15 protein-coding genes are annotated in these 13,396 nt (G+C 71.5%); 5 read left to right on the forward strand and 10 right to left on the reverse strand.

Features of this window, described 5'->3' with window-relative positions; all coding sequences use genetic code 11:
- The first annotated feature begins 484 nt into the window (after window positions 1-484).
- The gene (locus V2S66_RS15980; protein WP_330795914.1) at window positions 485-1,672 is read left to right on the forward strand and encodes a PP2C family protein-serine/threonine phosphatase; all 1,188 of its coding nucleotides are present in this window, start codon (window positions 485-487) and stop codon (window positions 1,670-1,672) included.
- Window positions 1,673-1,687: 15 nt separating this feature from the next.
- On the opposite strand, the gene V2S66_RS15985 is transcribed toward V2S66_RS15980, so the two are convergent.
- Window positions 1,688-1,891: a DUF5133 domain-containing protein gene (locus tag V2S66_RS15985; protein ID WP_330795916.1), complete on the reverse strand. Its 204-nt coding sequence runs from the start codon at window positions 1,889-1,891 to the stop codon at window positions 1,688-1,690.
- Between the two features lie 343 nt (window positions 1,892-2,234).
- Here V2S66_RS15985 and V2S66_RS15990 point away from each other — a divergent pair, with 343 nt between their 5' ends.
- Window positions 2,235-3,524: an ANTAR domain-containing protein gene (locus V2S66_RS15990; protein WP_330795918.1), complete on the forward strand. Its 1,290-nt coding sequence runs from the start codon at window positions 2,235-2,237 to the stop codon at window positions 3,522-3,524.
- Between the two features lie 14 nt (window positions 3,525-3,538).
- Here V2S66_RS15990 and V2S66_RS15995 read toward each other — a convergent pair whose 3' ends face one another.
- Window positions 3,539-4,741 (reverse strand): PP2C family protein-serine/threonine phosphatase, encoded by a 1,203-nt coding sequence (locus V2S66_RS15995; protein ID WP_330795921.1) that lies wholly within the window; start codon window positions 4,739-4,741, stop codon window positions 3,539-3,541.
- Between the two features lie 19 nt (window positions 4,742-4,760).
- Window positions 4,761-5,486, reverse strand: a complete 726-nt coding sequence (locus V2S66_RS16000) for a GAF and ANTAR domain-containing protein (RefSeq protein WP_330795922.1) — start codon at window positions 5,484-5,486, stop codon at window positions 4,761-4,763.
- Between the two features lie 347 nt (window positions 5,487-5,833).
- On the opposite strand from V2S66_RS16000, the gene V2S66_RS16005 reads away from it, so the two are divergent.
- Window positions 5,834-6,667 (forward strand): SigB/SigF/SigG family RNA polymerase sigma factor, encoded by an 834-nt coding sequence (locus V2S66_RS16005; protein WP_330795924.1) that lies wholly within the window; start codon window positions 5,834-5,836, stop codon window positions 6,665-6,667.
- 153 nt (window positions 6,668-6,820) lie between these two features.
- Here the strand turns inward: V2S66_RS16005 and V2S66_RS16010 are convergent, their stop codons facing one another.
- Complete coding sequence (locus V2S66_RS16010; protein ID WP_330795926.1) at window positions 6,821-7,138, reverse strand: STAS domain-containing protein; 318 nt, start codon at window positions 7,136-7,138, stop codon at window positions 6,821-6,823.
- Between the two features lie 281 nt (window positions 7,139-7,419).
- Here V2S66_RS16010 and V2S66_RS16015 point away from each other — a divergent pair, with 281 nt between their 5' ends.
- A complete protein-coding gene (locus tag V2S66_RS16015) occupies window positions 7,420-7,758 on the forward strand; it encodes an STAS domain-containing protein (protein WP_330795929.1) in 339 nt (112 codons plus the stop codon).
- A 70-nt stretch (window positions 7,759-7,828) separates the two neighbouring features.
- On the opposite strand, the gene V2S66_RS16020 is transcribed toward V2S66_RS16015, so the two are convergent.
- The 3 genes from V2S66_RS16020 to V2S66_RS16030 all read right to left on the reverse strand — a co-directional run bounded on the left by V2S66_RS16020 (window position 7,829) and on the right by V2S66_RS16030 (window position 9,992).
- Complete coding sequence (locus tag V2S66_RS16020; protein WP_330796181.1) at window positions 7,829-8,320, reverse strand: ATP-binding protein; 492 nt, start codon at window positions 8,318-8,320, stop codon at window positions 7,829-7,831.
- Window positions 8,321-8,421: 101 nt separating this feature from the next.
- A complete protein-coding gene (locus tag V2S66_RS16025) occupies window positions 8,422-9,360 on the reverse strand; it encodes an SDR family NAD(P)-dependent oxidoreductase (RefSeq protein ID WP_330795931.1) in 939 nt (312 codons plus the stop codon).
- 44 nt (window positions 9,361-9,404) lie between these two features.
- On the reverse strand, window positions 9,405-9,992 hold the full coding sequence (locus V2S66_RS16030) for a TetR/AcrR family transcriptional regulator (protein ID WP_330795933.1): 588 nt from the start codon (window positions 9,990-9,992) through the stop codon (window positions 9,405-9,407).
- 243 nt (window positions 9,993-10,235) lie between these two features.
- On the opposite strand from V2S66_RS16030, the gene V2S66_RS16035 reads away from it, so the two are divergent.
- Entirely contained in the window at window positions 10,236-10,805 is a 570-nt protein-coding gene (locus V2S66_RS16035; RefSeq protein WP_330795935.1) for a type 1 glutamine amidotransferase domain-containing protein, read from the forward strand.
- On the opposite strand, the gene V2S66_RS16040 is transcribed toward V2S66_RS16035, so the two are convergent.
- The 3 genes from V2S66_RS16040 to V2S66_RS16050 are packed head-to-tail and all read right to left on the reverse strand — an operon-like array spanning window position 10,792 to window position 13,345.
- Window positions 10,792-12,096: a preATP grasp domain-containing protein gene (locus tag V2S66_RS16040; RefSeq protein ID WP_330795937.1), complete on the reverse strand. Its 1,305-nt coding sequence runs from the start codon at window positions 12,094-12,096 to the stop codon at window positions 10,792-10,794. The genes V2S66_RS16035 and V2S66_RS16040 overlap by 14 nt on opposite strands.
- Window positions 12,093-13,136: an iron-containing redox enzyme family protein gene (locus tag V2S66_RS16045; RefSeq protein WP_330795940.1), complete on the reverse strand. Its 1,044-nt coding sequence runs from the start codon at window positions 13,134-13,136 to the stop codon at window positions 12,093-12,095. Before V2S66_RS16045 ends, V2S66_RS16040 begins: the two co-directional genes overlap by 4 nt.
- A complete protein-coding gene (locus V2S66_RS16050; protein ID WP_330795943.1) occupies window positions 13,133-13,345 on the reverse strand; it encodes a CDGSH iron-sulfur domain-containing protein in 213 nt (70 codons plus the stop codon). The genes V2S66_RS16045 and V2S66_RS16050 overlap by 4 nt, the downstream gene beginning before the upstream one ends.
- Window positions 13,346-13,396: the final 51 nt, after the last annotated feature.

Below are 13,396 nucleotides of genomic sequence, written 5' to 3' on the forward strand. Positions count from 1 at the left end.
GACCCCATCTGACCTGTATGTTTGCCACGCCAACGACGTGGTGGCATCTCGTCCGCTCAGACGTTGAAGCGGAACGTATCCGGCCCGAACCTGACCTGCGGCGGAACGTCGATTGTGGCGCTGACCAGGGAATCTGACGTTGGCATGCGTTGGCCTCCGACGGGGGTTTACGGGTGTCCTGCGGACTGTCTGCGGACTGGTCCGACGGGCCGCGGAAGCGAAAAAGCGTGTTGCCCCGGCTGGGCCTTCAACGAGACTCCGCGGGAGCGCGACCGATACCCCTGTCCCTGCTGCGGGCACTGCGTCCTCGACGAGATGCCCGGTTCCTTCGAAGACTGGCAGGACGAATGGCTCCAACTGTTGCCCCGTACCTGACCTCGGAATACGCCGCTCCTTCGACGTCCACCGCTCGGCGTCGGAACGCCGTGCGGGTGATGTCTCCTGTTCCAGGGGAAGGAGATCCCTCTGACCGAGGGAGGATGTCGTGGCGCGAGACCGGATCGAGCTGGCTGAGGTGCTGGCGGCGGCGGAGGCCGCCGCGCCGGTGGGGTCCCTCGATGTCGTGGCGCGCAACCTGCGCCAGCGGTTCGGCGCGCAGTACGTGTCGTTCCTCTTCGTCGACGTCCTGGGCCAACGCGTGGTGCGGGTCAGCGAGGAGGGGGCCGCCTCGCGAGGCCGGCGCGCCGACCAGACCCCGCTGGCCGACAGCATCTACGACGAGGTGCTGCGTACGCAGAAGCCGGTGCGGACGGGGGGCGGACACGGGCGGCGGGTACTGGCCCCGGTCACCAACCGCGGAGACGTCATCGGGGTCCTGGAGCTGTCCCTGTCACGGGTCTCGCCGGATGTTCTCCAGCAGGTCGAGGAGGCCGCGCACGCACTCGCGTACATCATCGTCACCGACCGGCGCTTCACGGACCTCTACCACTGGGGCCGGCGCACCACCCCGGTGGGCCTGGCAGCGGAGATCCAGCACCAACTGCTGCCGTCGGCGCCCTCCTGCGAGTCCGCGGAGTTCGCCCTTGCCTGCGCGTTGGTACCGGCGAGCGACGTCGCGGGTGACACCTACGACTACACCTTCGACCGCGACACCCTGCACCTGTCCATCACCGACGCGATGGGGCACAACGTGGACGCCGCACTGATGGCGACCCTCCTGGTCAACGCCTCACGCGGTGCCCGGCGCGCTCGCAGCGGCCTCGCCCAACAGGCCCGGCACATCCACCAGGCCCTCCTCGACCACGGCCGGCGGACGTTCGCCACCGGCCAGTTGCTGCGCGTGTCCCTCGACGGGACCGGCGCCCGGCTCGTCAACGCCGGACACCCCTGGCCGCTGCGGCTGCGCGATGGCCAGGTCGACGAGCTCCACCTGCGCGTCAACCTGCCGTTCGGTGTGCGCGGGCAGGGGGCCTACCAGGTACAGGACATCGACCTGCGCCCGGGCGACCGCCTCGTGTTCTACACCGACGGCATGCAGGAGCGCGAGGCGAGGTCCGTCGACCTGCCCGGCCTCATCCGCGACACCGCCGGCGACCACCCGCGCGAGGTCGTCCGCGCGCTGGTCGCCGCGGTCACCGACGCGTTCAAGGGCCGGGCGCCGAAAGACGACGCCACCGTCATGTGCCTGGACTGGCGGGGCCCCGCCGGTGAGGGGCCGCGTGGACGCGGCTAGCCGGAACGCCCGGTCTCAGGTGTCCATGGACGACAGCCGTTCGCGGGCCGCGGACAGTGCGGCCTCGATGTCGCGGGTGCCGGTGGAGACGCACAGGGTGTAGATGACGTCCTCCATCCGGGCTCGGGCCTGCCGGCCGCCGATCTCGGCGTGCAGTGTTTCCAGCGCCTCGTACTGGTCGACCAGGTTCCGCAGGACGGCGGGGTGTGCCATCAGCATGGCGGGTCTCCTTCATGGCATTCGTGTGCGGAACCGTTTCCGCGGGGCACTCGGTGTGGTCCCTGCTCAGCAGCGGATTCGCTGTCGTCGCGGCAGCGCGCAGCTCCTGCGCGCGAGGCGCGAGCCGGCAGGCAGCGGGAGATCGCGACAATCCGGGTGGAAACAGGAAGCGGGATACGGCCTCTTCCTGACCTCACCTCATCTTCCCTATGCCCGCTGCCGGGCAGAGCACGCCTCCGGCAGGGTGCCTGCTTGCTTTCGCGGGCGATGGGCAGGAAAGTTGCTGTTGAACATCATTACGGTCAGGAACCGGCCGTCCCCTTCTGGACGGCTGAGGTGTGCCTTGAGCTCGCGATCCGCAACCTTCGACCCCCTCGGCAGCGGTGACTCCCGCCATCAGGGAGGTCCTGAACCGGAGCCGCAGTACCGGGTGGAGGGCGTACTGCTGCTGCGCCTGGCCGGCGCGCTCGATGCCTCTGATGTCGGTGAACTCACCCTGCGGGCCCGTCAGTACGTAGCGGCCGCCCGCACCCTGGGCCGGTATCTGATCCTGGACCTGACCACGGCCACCCTCCTCAGCGGGGCGGTGGCCGCCGCGCTGGACGCCGAGGCCCGACAGACCCCGGGCGTGACGGTCGCCGTAGCGGCACCGGACCCCCGCATCCGCGCGGTCCTCGACCGCGCCCTGCTGTCCGCTGTCACTGTGTACGCCTCGATCGCCGAGGCGATCCGCGCTCACGCCGCAGACACCGGCAGCGACGATCCGCCCTGGTCGGACCCGGTCACCGCCCACGACGACACGGACGGCACGCTGGCCGGACTGCACGAGGAGATCTACGGCCTGCGGGCCCGGTCCCGCTCCCGCGGCCTGATCGACTACGCGCAGGGCGTGGTGCAGACCCGCTACGGGCTGACCGCCCTGCGCGCCGCGTTCACCCTGCTCACCCGGACCTCGCAGTCCCACAACGTGCCGCTGCGGGTCCTCGCCTCGGCCGTCGTCACCGCCCCCGTCCCGCCCGGGGCCGGGCTGTGGTTCCCCGGCCGCCGCCGCAGCGCGCCCCCTGTTGTGGGCTTCCTCGCCGGCCAAGGGGCCCGGCCCCGGGACCGCGGCAAAGCGCTGCAAGCGGCCGTCGCGGAATCCGTCGGCCTCGTGGAAGCCGACGCCGGCACCCTGCACCTGGTCGATCCCGTTCGCGGGCCCGGCCTGTTCCTGGAAGCCCACGAGGGCCACCAGCCCGCCTACTGCGACGCCTATGCGCACCTCACGGACACCGCGACAGTCGCCGCCAGGGCCCATGCCGCCGGGCGCCCGGTGACCGACACCGAAGCCGCCCGGCCGTCCAACGGGCACCCCGGCAGCCGTCGCGGTGACGGGCCCGCCGCGCCGCAGCCCGGCACAGCCCTCCACACCGTCCATGCCGTACCCCTGACCACCAGGAACGGCCGCTGCACCGGCACACTGGCCCTCCAGCACAGCCTCCTGGGCCGGCGTCTCACCGCGGACCAGGAGACGGCCCTGCTCCAGCTGGCCGCCGACATCGCGTCCTGGCACTCCTGGTACCAGCGCACCGTCGTCCTCGACGCCCTCGAACATCTGCACGCCCAGGCCACCGAGGCCGGCGCCGGGGCCTGACGGCCGCCGTTCGGTCAGCTGGGCCCGTTCCACTGGCAGAACAGGACCGTGGCGTCGTCGTCCAGCCTTCCCTGGTGGTAGTCGAGAAGGCCGTGGATGAGGCGGCGCAGCACCTCGGCGACGGGCAGCCCGGTGGCGTGGTGGCGGATGACGAAGTCGGTGAAGCGCTGCACGCCGAACTGCCCGCCGGCGCGGTCCTGGGCCTCGGTGATGCCGTCGGTGTAGAGCAGCAGCCGGTCGCCGGGCTCCAGCCGGTCCTGGCACAGCGTCACCGGCAGGCCGAGCCCGGCGCCCATCGGCCCGGCCGGGGGGCAGCGGGTGGTGGTCGCCCACCGCTCACCACGGATGACGAGGGGCAGCAGATGCCCGCGGTTCACCCAGGACAGGACGCCGGTGTTCAGGTCCAGGTCGGCCAGGATCCCGGTGGCGTAGCGGCTGTGCCCGAACTGCCCGACGAGGGTGTCCTCGATGGCCCGGCTGACGTCGGCCAGGTCCGCGCCCTGGCGGCGCTGGTTGCGGGAGGTGGCCATGGCCAGGCTCGCGGTCAGCCCGGCGGAGGTGTCGTGGCCCATGGAGTCGAAGACCGCCAGGTGCGCCACATCGCCGGTGACCGCGTAGTCGAAGCCGTCACCGGCGATCTCGTAGGCCGGTTCCATCGCGGCGCTGATGGTGACCCGTTCGTCGGCGAACGTCATCGGCGGCAGCAGCGTCCACTGCATCTCCGCCGACACGCTCATCAGGCCGGTGCGGGCCAGTCTGGCGTAGGAGTCGCTGTTGGCGCGCTTGGAGACCAGCAGCATCCCGGCCAGCGACGCCAGCGCCCAGCCGGCCGGGTCACGGGTGACCTCGTCCTGTATCGCCTTCGGCGCGACGGCCCGGCGCAGGTCGAACACGCCCAGGCGTTCGGTGCCGTCGAGCACCGGGATCCACGCGTGCCGGCCGTCGCCACTGAGCACCGGCTGACCGCTCTGGTAGGCCCGGCCGGCCAGCGTGGAGTCGATCGCCCACTCCTGGCCGCCGTCGCCCGCGCTGCGGCCCTTTCCGGTGACCTCGCGCAGCACGTCCTGCTGCAGATCGACCACGAACAGCCGGGCTCCCGCATAGCCGCAACCCACCGCGGCCTGCTGCATCAGGCCGGGCAGCTGCTCGAAGGTCGCGCGGTGGCTGGCCTGCAGCAGGCCGGCCAGCGCCTCGCCCAGATCGCGCTCCTCAGACATCACGGCAGCCCTCCACCCGTCACCGGCGGGGTCGCAGCTCCGCGTCGTCGCCGGAGTCGCCGTACCGGGCGACGATCTCCGCGCTCACCTCCCGCAGCTTGACGTTGCGGTGCTGGGAGGCGGTGCGCAGCAGTTCGAACGCCTTGTCCGGGCCGCAGTGCTGCTGCGCCATGATCACCCCGGTGGCGCGGTCGATGACCGACCGCGAGCGCAGGGCGGTCTGGAGGTCGTCGGCGAACTCCTGGATGTCGGCGGTGCGCTGTACAAGCGCGATCGCGCTGGTGGCCTGTGACGCGGTCGAGCGCAGCGCCGCGATGTCGGCGTCGGCGAAGCCGTCGGGCCCGGGCGCGTACAGGTTCAGGGCGCCCGCGGTGTGGGTGTGCGCGGCGATCGGCAGCGACAGCGACGAACGGGCGCCCGACTCGGCCGCGAAGGCGGGGTAGGGGCCCCAGCGCTTCTCGGTGAGCATGTCGGACACCGCCACCTCACGGCCGGTGCGCAGCGCCTCAAGGCACGGTCCGTCGTCCTGCGCGTACTGCGCCTCGTCCAGCCGGGTGGCACTGCGTCCGGCGCTGGTCACCGTCAGCGGTCTGCCCTGCCGCTGCAACGTCACACCGCACCCGTTGGCCTGCGGCGCCAGCTCGGTGGCCGACTCGGCCAGAGCGGTGAGGAAGCCGTCCAGGCTGTACGTGCCCAGCAGCAGATTCAGCAGGTCAGGGACCCCGCGGTCCGTCGACCCAAACATGAGCGTCACCTACCAGCAGGCCATCGCCTGCCATCGGCATCAGATGCCGGAACCACGGGCCTCGGTCCAGACCCGAAGAACTCTCCTCATTTTCGTCTACCCCCTCCAAGCCGTCCACACCAGGGTCGATCGGCGCCCCGTCGGGGCGCGCTGCCGTCCGCCGAACGGCTCGTCCGCCACGGGGAGGGCCCCGAACCGGGTTTGGGCGGTTGCGGTACGGACAGACGCTCCATGTGTGCTTCGGACTGGAGGCGCCGTCGCTGGTGGGCAGGAAAGCTCTGCCTCCGTAGCGGCTCGCCTCCGGTCGCCGGACGGCGGGTCGTGTGAAGCCGTCCGGATGTGATCACATGCAGGATCAAAGACTCCGTACCCCGCGCACGGCGGGACGGCAGCACGACGAACCGCCCGAGTCCGACGAGCTCTTCCGGGCGATGGCCGACGCCACCGGGACGCGGAACCGGGAGGCGTACCGGCAGCGCGTCATCATCGCGTGGATGCCGATGGCCCGGCGGATGGCCGGGCGCTACCGCGACCGTGGTGAGTCGATGGACGATCTTGAGCAGATCGCGGCCGTCGGCCTGATCAAGGCGGTGGACGGCTTCGACCCCGACCGCGGCCACGCGTTCGCCTCGTACGCCGTCCCCACCATCGACGGCGAGATCAAGCGGCACTTCCGGGACCACCTGTGGAGCGTCCACGTGCCGCGCGCGGTCCAGGAGTCCCGCAACCGGGTGCGCGCCGCCTGCCGGGAACTGGGCAGCGGCCCCGCGGACGCCGCACCGCCGGTGGCGGTGCTGGTCGCCCATACCGGGATGGCGGAGAAGGACGTCCTGGCCGGACTGTCGGCACTGGACAGCTTCTCCGCGCTGTCCCTGGACGTGGCGCTGGAAGGAGACGGCGACGGGGCCGCGCTCGGCAGCCGGATCGGCGGCTGTGACCCGGCCTTCGACGTGGTGACCGACCGGGTGGCGCTGGGATCGCGGCTGGGCGAGCTGCCGCCCCGCGACCGCACCATCTTGTACCTGCGCTACTTCCGTGACATGAAGCAGGCGGAGATCGCCGGGCAGTTGGGCATCTCCCAGATGCACGTCTCCCGGCTGCTGAGCACGATATGCGCCCGGGTGCGGTCCGCCGTGCTGGACGAGCACGAACCGCCCGCCCAGCACCCCGCCGCCGCCTGACCGGCCGGTGACGGCGCCCGGATAGCGGCAGTAGCGGTCCACGGCCAGCATCCGGGAACATCGCGGCGAGGGGGCTGGGCCATCTGGAGAGCCGCGGCGCTCGGACCCCCGGCTGCCTCTCGCCTTGTCCCGCTGTCGATGCCGGAGGGACAGCTACTGACGCGCTCCTTGGGCGTGGGTGACGGTGGGGAAGATGTGCAGGATGGTGTCGACGCCGACGATGCGGAACAGCCGGTCCAGCGGGGGCCCGAGGCCCACGACGCGTAGTTCGGTGTCCTGGTGGGTGCGAAGCAGCAGGTTGATGAAGCCGGAGTCTCCGAAGGTGACGTCGCTGATGTCGAGGATCACACCGGAGGCGGTCGTGACGGCTGCCCGGAGTTCGGCGTCCAGAGAGGGCAGGGTGTCGGCGTCCAGGTCTCCCTTTGCGGTGATGACCGGCAGCTGCGTGGGAGCGTGGTCATTTGCCGACATGCCGCTCAGTATGTCGCAGACCGTGCCCTCCGGTGGCCACTCGGGGATCCGTATCGGTACAGAGCCGAGTCGTTACCCTGCCCAGGGGACTGCTGTGGTGAGATGATGGCGGGACGAGAGATTGACCGGTGTCCTGCTGCTGCGGCTGTGGGGGCTGGTTCACAGGGTTCGGGAATCGCCCCCTCCACGGGCATCCGCTCCCTGCCAACGCTGCCAGGACCGCTGAACAGGGGCACCTGGTGTCCTTGGGCTCATGACCCCCTGAAGGGGGCGTGCCCACCATGATCATCACCAGTACGAACCGCGGCACCGCAGCCGTCATCAGTCCGCGCGGGGAGATCGACTTCAGCACCCTGCCCGAAGTGATCGCCGCAGCCGCTGAGCTGCCCCTGTCGGTCACTGAGGTGACCTGGGACCTGCGGGAGGCCCAGTTCATGGATGTCGCGGGTCTCCACCTGCTCGTCCACCAGCAACTGGCCTGCCGGAAAGCCAAACGGAAGCTCACGGTCGTCGGCCTGCAACAGCAGCCACTTCGCCTGCTGGCCGTGGCCCAGGACGTTTTCCCCGGTCATCCCTGGGGAGACCTCCTCCAGCGGGACCTGCCGATCGTGGCCGCTTGAAACAACGGCCCCGCGCTCTGTCACCACGGCCGGCGCTGAGGTCCGCGCTCCGCAGCCGGCCGGGTGCCCGCTACCGCGGGGCCGGGGTGGGGAGCCGCAGGACGGCGGTGACCGTCTTGCCGACGGGCACGACGCGCTGGACGTCCACGCTGACGCACAGGCGATTGACCACCGGCAGTCCGAAGCCGCCGGGGGCTGAAGGCCGGCCCGGCTCGCGGATGAGCGGCATGTCGTCACTCGGATCGCCGACGCGCATCTCCAGCGCTCCGGGATATGCCCGGACGATGAAGGCGGTGACGCCGCCCGCGTGCACGAGGGCGTTGGTGACCAGCTCGGAGACCACCAGCAGGGCGTCCGCGAACGCCACCGGAGCACTGTCGGGCGTCACACCGGCCGCCCGCAGCACCTGCCGAACCCGTTCGCGTGCCGCCGCCGCACTCACCGGCACCCCATCGTCATCAGCCGCACGAGCCGGTGGCGGCGGGTGAGGCATGACGCTGCTCCTGCTCTGCCGGAGACCTGATCTCCGGTCATCTTCCCTCAGCCCCGCGGTGCACGCCATGATCGTCGTCGCCTGGGTGCCTCCAGCGGGCCAGTCGGCGGCATACGCCCGTGCCCTGGCCACGGGTCGGCCTGTCCGGTGACCGCCTGGCGTGAGGTGCGTCAGGTGGTTTCGCCGGAGATCTTTGTGAGGAGTGCGCGGGTCTCGGCGACGACTCGGTCCTGGAACGCGGTGTCGCGTACTTGGGCGGAGCCCTGCATCGGCTTGCCGTTCTCGTTGTAGTACACGCCGGTGCGGCCCGACTCGTCGGTCAGTACCTCGGTGATCATCCGTGCGGCTCGTTTCGGGGTGCTCAGGTACTTCGTGACCGGCGCCAGCGGCGTGAGCACGTACCGGCTCAGGAAGCGCACGGCGACGTTCTGTTCGCCCTCCAGACCGGTGCCGGGGTTGACCCCCGGCTCGACCGCGTTGACACGCAGCCGCGGGTTCTCGCGGGTGAAGGCGTACGCGGTGGCGAGGTTGCACTGCTTCGACGTGGCGTAGGCGTCGTAGCCGGGCCTGGTCGAGCCGCCGGGCTGCCATTCGCCGCGGGCACTGGCCTCGGCGGAGATGTAGCGCCCGCCGCGGAAGCCGGCCATCACTGCGGGCCTGCGCTCCGGGTCCTCGACGGCCGAGCAGATGAAGACGATGTGGGCGCCGTCGGGCAGGTGTCCGATGAGCTCGTCCGTCAGAGCGAACGGGCCCAGGTGATTGGTCGCGAAGGCGAGGTCCTGGCCTCGGGCGTTCCGTTCGGTGCCGCGGGTCCTGATGCCGCCGTTGTTGAGCAGACCGGCGATGGGCAGGCCGAGGGCGGTGATCTCGGCGGCGGCCCGACGCACACTGGCAAGGTCGGAGAAGTCGCAGACGACGGAGACGGCACGGCCATGGGGTTGGGCGTTGATCTCGGCCTCGACGTCCTTCAGCTTGTCCGGGTTGCGGCCGACCAGCACGAGGGTGCCGTGCCGGGCGAGTTGGAGGGCGGTGCGATGACCGATGCCGGAGGTGGGCCCGGTGACGATCCACGCCTTGGCGGGCGGGTTGGTGGGGCTGGATGTGGTCATGGTGTCGCTTCCTCGGGGTGCTGGTGGCCGGGTGGCGGTCCGGGTCAGAGGGCGGGCGCAGCGGGGCCGGCCAGGACCCTCCAGATCGCGTCGAAAGCGACGCTGCTGCGGGCCTCGGCCTGGGCGGGCTCGCGGATCATTTCGTCGATCGCGGCCTCGGCTATCGCGCTGATCAGGACGAGAACGAAGCCGAGCGGCACATCCCGCATCGGCCCCTCCGCCCGGCTCCCCTCCAGCACGTCAGCGGCACCGGTCATCGCGGAGTGTGCCCTCTGACGACTCTCCGCGGTGATGTCATCCGCGACCTGGAGCTGCGCGAGCGCACGCCGCCTGTACGGGTAGGCCGCCGCCCACTGTGACCACTGGGTCCACAGGTGACGGACCTGCTCGCGCGCCTCGCCCGCGACCGGGAGGCCGGCCACCACGGCCGCTCCCAGCTCCGCCTTCAGCGCCACGTAGAGCTCGTTCAGGAGCGCTGTCTTCGTGTCGAAGTAGACGAACAGGGATCCGTTGGAGACTCCCGCCTCCTTCGCGATCACGGCCGTTGCCGCCCCGAGCCCTTGGGAGGCGATGACACGGGCGGCTGCCGACATGATCGCGTTGCGGCGATCCTCGCTTCGTGGTCTGGGCATGCCGTCAGCATATAAGAGAGTGACTAGTCACTCAAACTCGGCGGCGAACGGTCCCCGCATCAAGGCGTTCGGCGACGCCGACACGGAAGGCCGGCTGGTAGAAGGCCGGCGCCTCCCGTGCGTCGGCTGCCTGACCGGCCGGTTCGCATCGGAGGCCCGGCCGCCGCATCAAAACGGACAGCGGGGTACTCGCGGGTGGACACGTACGGCAACCGCGGAACGACGAGTGAGGACGGCACAGCCATGGCGGACAACGACCTGAAGAGCCGAAGTGTTCTGGTGATCGTGACGGACTACGGAGTGGAGCAGGACGAACTGGTGGTCCCCGTGGAGCACCTGCGAGCGAAGGGGGCCCGGGTGGACGTGGCGTCGGTGCCGAACGGCTCGCCCGTCCGGACCCTCGTCGGCGACAAGGACCCCGGCAAGACCGTGGAGCCGACCCTCGCGCTGAAGGACGCGGACACCTCGGCGTACGACCTGCTGCTCGTCCCGGGCGGCACGCTCAACGCCGACGACCTGCGACAGGAGGAGGCGGCCGTCCGCACGGTCCAGTCGTTCGTGTCCTCCGGCCGCCCGGTGGCCGCCATCTGCCACGGCCCCTGGGCACTGGTCGAGGCCGACCTCGTCCGCGGCAAGACGCTGACCTCCTACGCGTCCCTGCGCACCGACATCCGCAACGCCGGCGGCCACTGGGTGGACCGGTCGGTGATCAGCGACACGGCCGGCGGCTGGACCCTTGTCACCTCGCGCAACCCCGGCGACCTGGACGACTTCCTCCGGGAGGTCGAGGCGGCCCTCGTCACCTCGCCCTGATCCCGCCGTCCGCCGGTCGCGGCGGAGCGGCGCCGAAGGCGGCCACGAGCCGTGCTTCCAGTTCGGTGAGCCGGGCGCGGTCGGCGGCCAGGGCCGCGTAACGCCAGTTGATGCTGTCCGCCGGGCGGTCCGCGTACAGGAGCACGCCTTCGGTGTCGCCGGGCTGGAAGTCCAGATCCGCTTCGGTCAGCCGGGCGACGGCCGCGTCGAAGGCCAGCGGCACGGTTGACGTGACCGTTCCGGTGGACCAAGCGGGGGCGGCGCGGCCGGTGCTGGACAGGCGGGAGACCATGGAGTGGGCGGTGGTGGTCGCGGTGCGCCGCACATTGCATTCCAGCGCGTACAGCGTGCCGTCCCGGGTGGTCACCGCGTCTAGGCTGAACGGCCCGCGGTAGCCCTCGGCGGCCAGCTCGCACCCCAGCGCCAGGGTCCAGTCGGCCAACTCCTCGCGCGCTGGGCCCGGCAGGTCGTCCAGGGGCGAGCGGTAGCCGGCGAAGGAACCGCCGTTCATCCGCATCTCGCCGTCGTACGTCACCTGGGCCCGTCCCGCGATGACGTCCCCCTGGGCGCTGATGGCCATGGTGTGGTCCACGTACGCCTCGACGACCCAGCGGCTGCCCGGCGCCGGCACTGGATGCGCCGACCCTTCGCCACGGGTGACGAAGCGCAGGCCATGACCGCCGGCCGACCGGTTGGGTTTCATGACCACCTGCTCGTGCCCGGCCAGCATCTCCTTCGTCACACTGTCCAACTCCGCACCCGTGCAGACCATGCCGTGCGGCAGCCGCAGGCCGAGCCGGTCGGCGACGGCCCGGAAGCCGGACTTGGTGTTCAGGTCGGCGACCGTCCCCAGCACGCCGGGGTGCGGCAGGCCCATCTCGTAAGGGACGACGGGAATGCGCAGGTCGGCGGCCAGGCCGACGGACGCCTCGTCGAAGGCGGTCGGCAGCAGCCGCGCCCCGGGGCGCTCGCGCGCCAGGGCGCGCAGCGGATCGAGCAGCCCGTGCACGGCCAGCGCCTCGGCCATCGGGACGTGCGGGGTGTCCGGCACGGTGATGACGGTGACGGAGCCGTCCGGTATGCCGGTCCGGTGGAAGACGTAGCGGCAGAAGGCGTCGCTGAAGGGGACCGGCGTGATCACCACGTCGCCGGGCCGGGTGAGCCACAGCTTGCGGGGCGCCTGCTGCGCCCACTGCCGCAGGACCGATTCCTCCAGCAGATCGACGGCCAGCGGGGAGACGAAGTTGGCGAGGATGACGAGAGGGCCCGGGCCCTCGTGTTCGGTGATCATGATCCGCTGTGCGACGCGGCGGCCGTGAGCGGGGTGCGCAGGGCGGAGCGGCCGTTTCGCCAGGCGTTCAGCAGGTGTGCGCCCAGCCGGTCCTCGAGCAGGCCGGTGGCCTGCACTCCGAAGGCGACATCGGGGTCCAGGAGGGGTTCGGCCGCCAGCAGCGGGTCGATCAGCTCGTGCCGGACGACCTGCTCGTGCACGGCGTCGGCCTCGACGTGCTCGTCGTAGAAGCGTGCGGCGGCCGGCCCGGCCCCCGCTGTGCGCATCGCCTCCGCCAACCGCCGGGAGCCGGGTGAGGAGGTCACCTCCACCGCGGCGAAGTGCCCGACGAGGGCGCCGCGCAGGGCGCGGTGCAGGCCGAACAGCGACATCAGGTTGACGGTGCACAGGGCCTGCGCGGGGGCGGCGCCGAGATAGCGGCCGTAGGCATGGTCCAGGCCGAGGTCGTCCATCAGGTCGGCGAAGAGCCGCGCGTGGATGTTCTCGGCGCGTCCGGCGCCGAACTCGTCGTACTCGACGGCCACCATCGCGGCCTTGGCGCGGCCGTGCAGCCGCGGGATGACCCAGGCGTGCGGGTCGGCCTCCTTCAGGTGGTACAGCGAGCGGATCGCGGCGTATTCCCGCAGCTGCCACAGGTGGCCCTCGCGTCGCAGGTGGTGGCTCACGCCGGTGCCGTCGTCGGCGGCCGGCTCGACGAGGATCCCGGCCAGGGCGTCGTGCGCGCTCGCCTTCGGCGGCGCGTCCGCGCGCAGCGCGTCCAGGAAGTGGCGCTCCAGTGCCGCGCGCAGCCGCAGCAGGTCGGGATCCCACTCGCGGTCGTCACCGATGCCGTCGAAACCCTGGTAGTGCAGCTCGTACAGTACGTAGAGGGCCAGCTGGAGGTCGTCCCCGTACGGCTCCGCGTCGGCCGTCTCCCGCGGGCCCACCACGGGCGCGCGGCCGTCCCGCATAGCCGTCAGGACCGCGCCGGACACCGGACCGCGTGGATCCGGCAGCGGGGGGCGGGTCTGGCGGGATTCGAGGTAGGGCGTGGTGGTCATGAGGCGTCACCGTTGTCCGTGCCGTCGTCGGAGCCGGTGCCGTTGTCGGTGGCCGTGCCGGTCGCGGTGGCGCCGTTCTGCCGGGCGGGGCCGTGGCGGCGGTGGCTGGTGTCGCACCAGGGATAGCTGCGGCTGCGGCGGCAGGTGCACACCGCCACCATGAAGCGCTCGGAGGTGTGGGCCACTCCGTCGTCGCCAGCGACGGTCACGGGTCCCTCCACTACCAGCGGCCCGTTGCGTTCGATGCGGATGCGGCGGGG

Source organism: Actinacidiphila polyblastidii (assembly GCF_036353415.1).
In the GTDB taxonomy this organism is placed as follows: domain Bacteria; phylum Actinomycetota; class Actinomycetes; order Streptomycetales; family Streptomycetaceae; genus Actinacidiphila; species Actinacidiphila polyblastidii.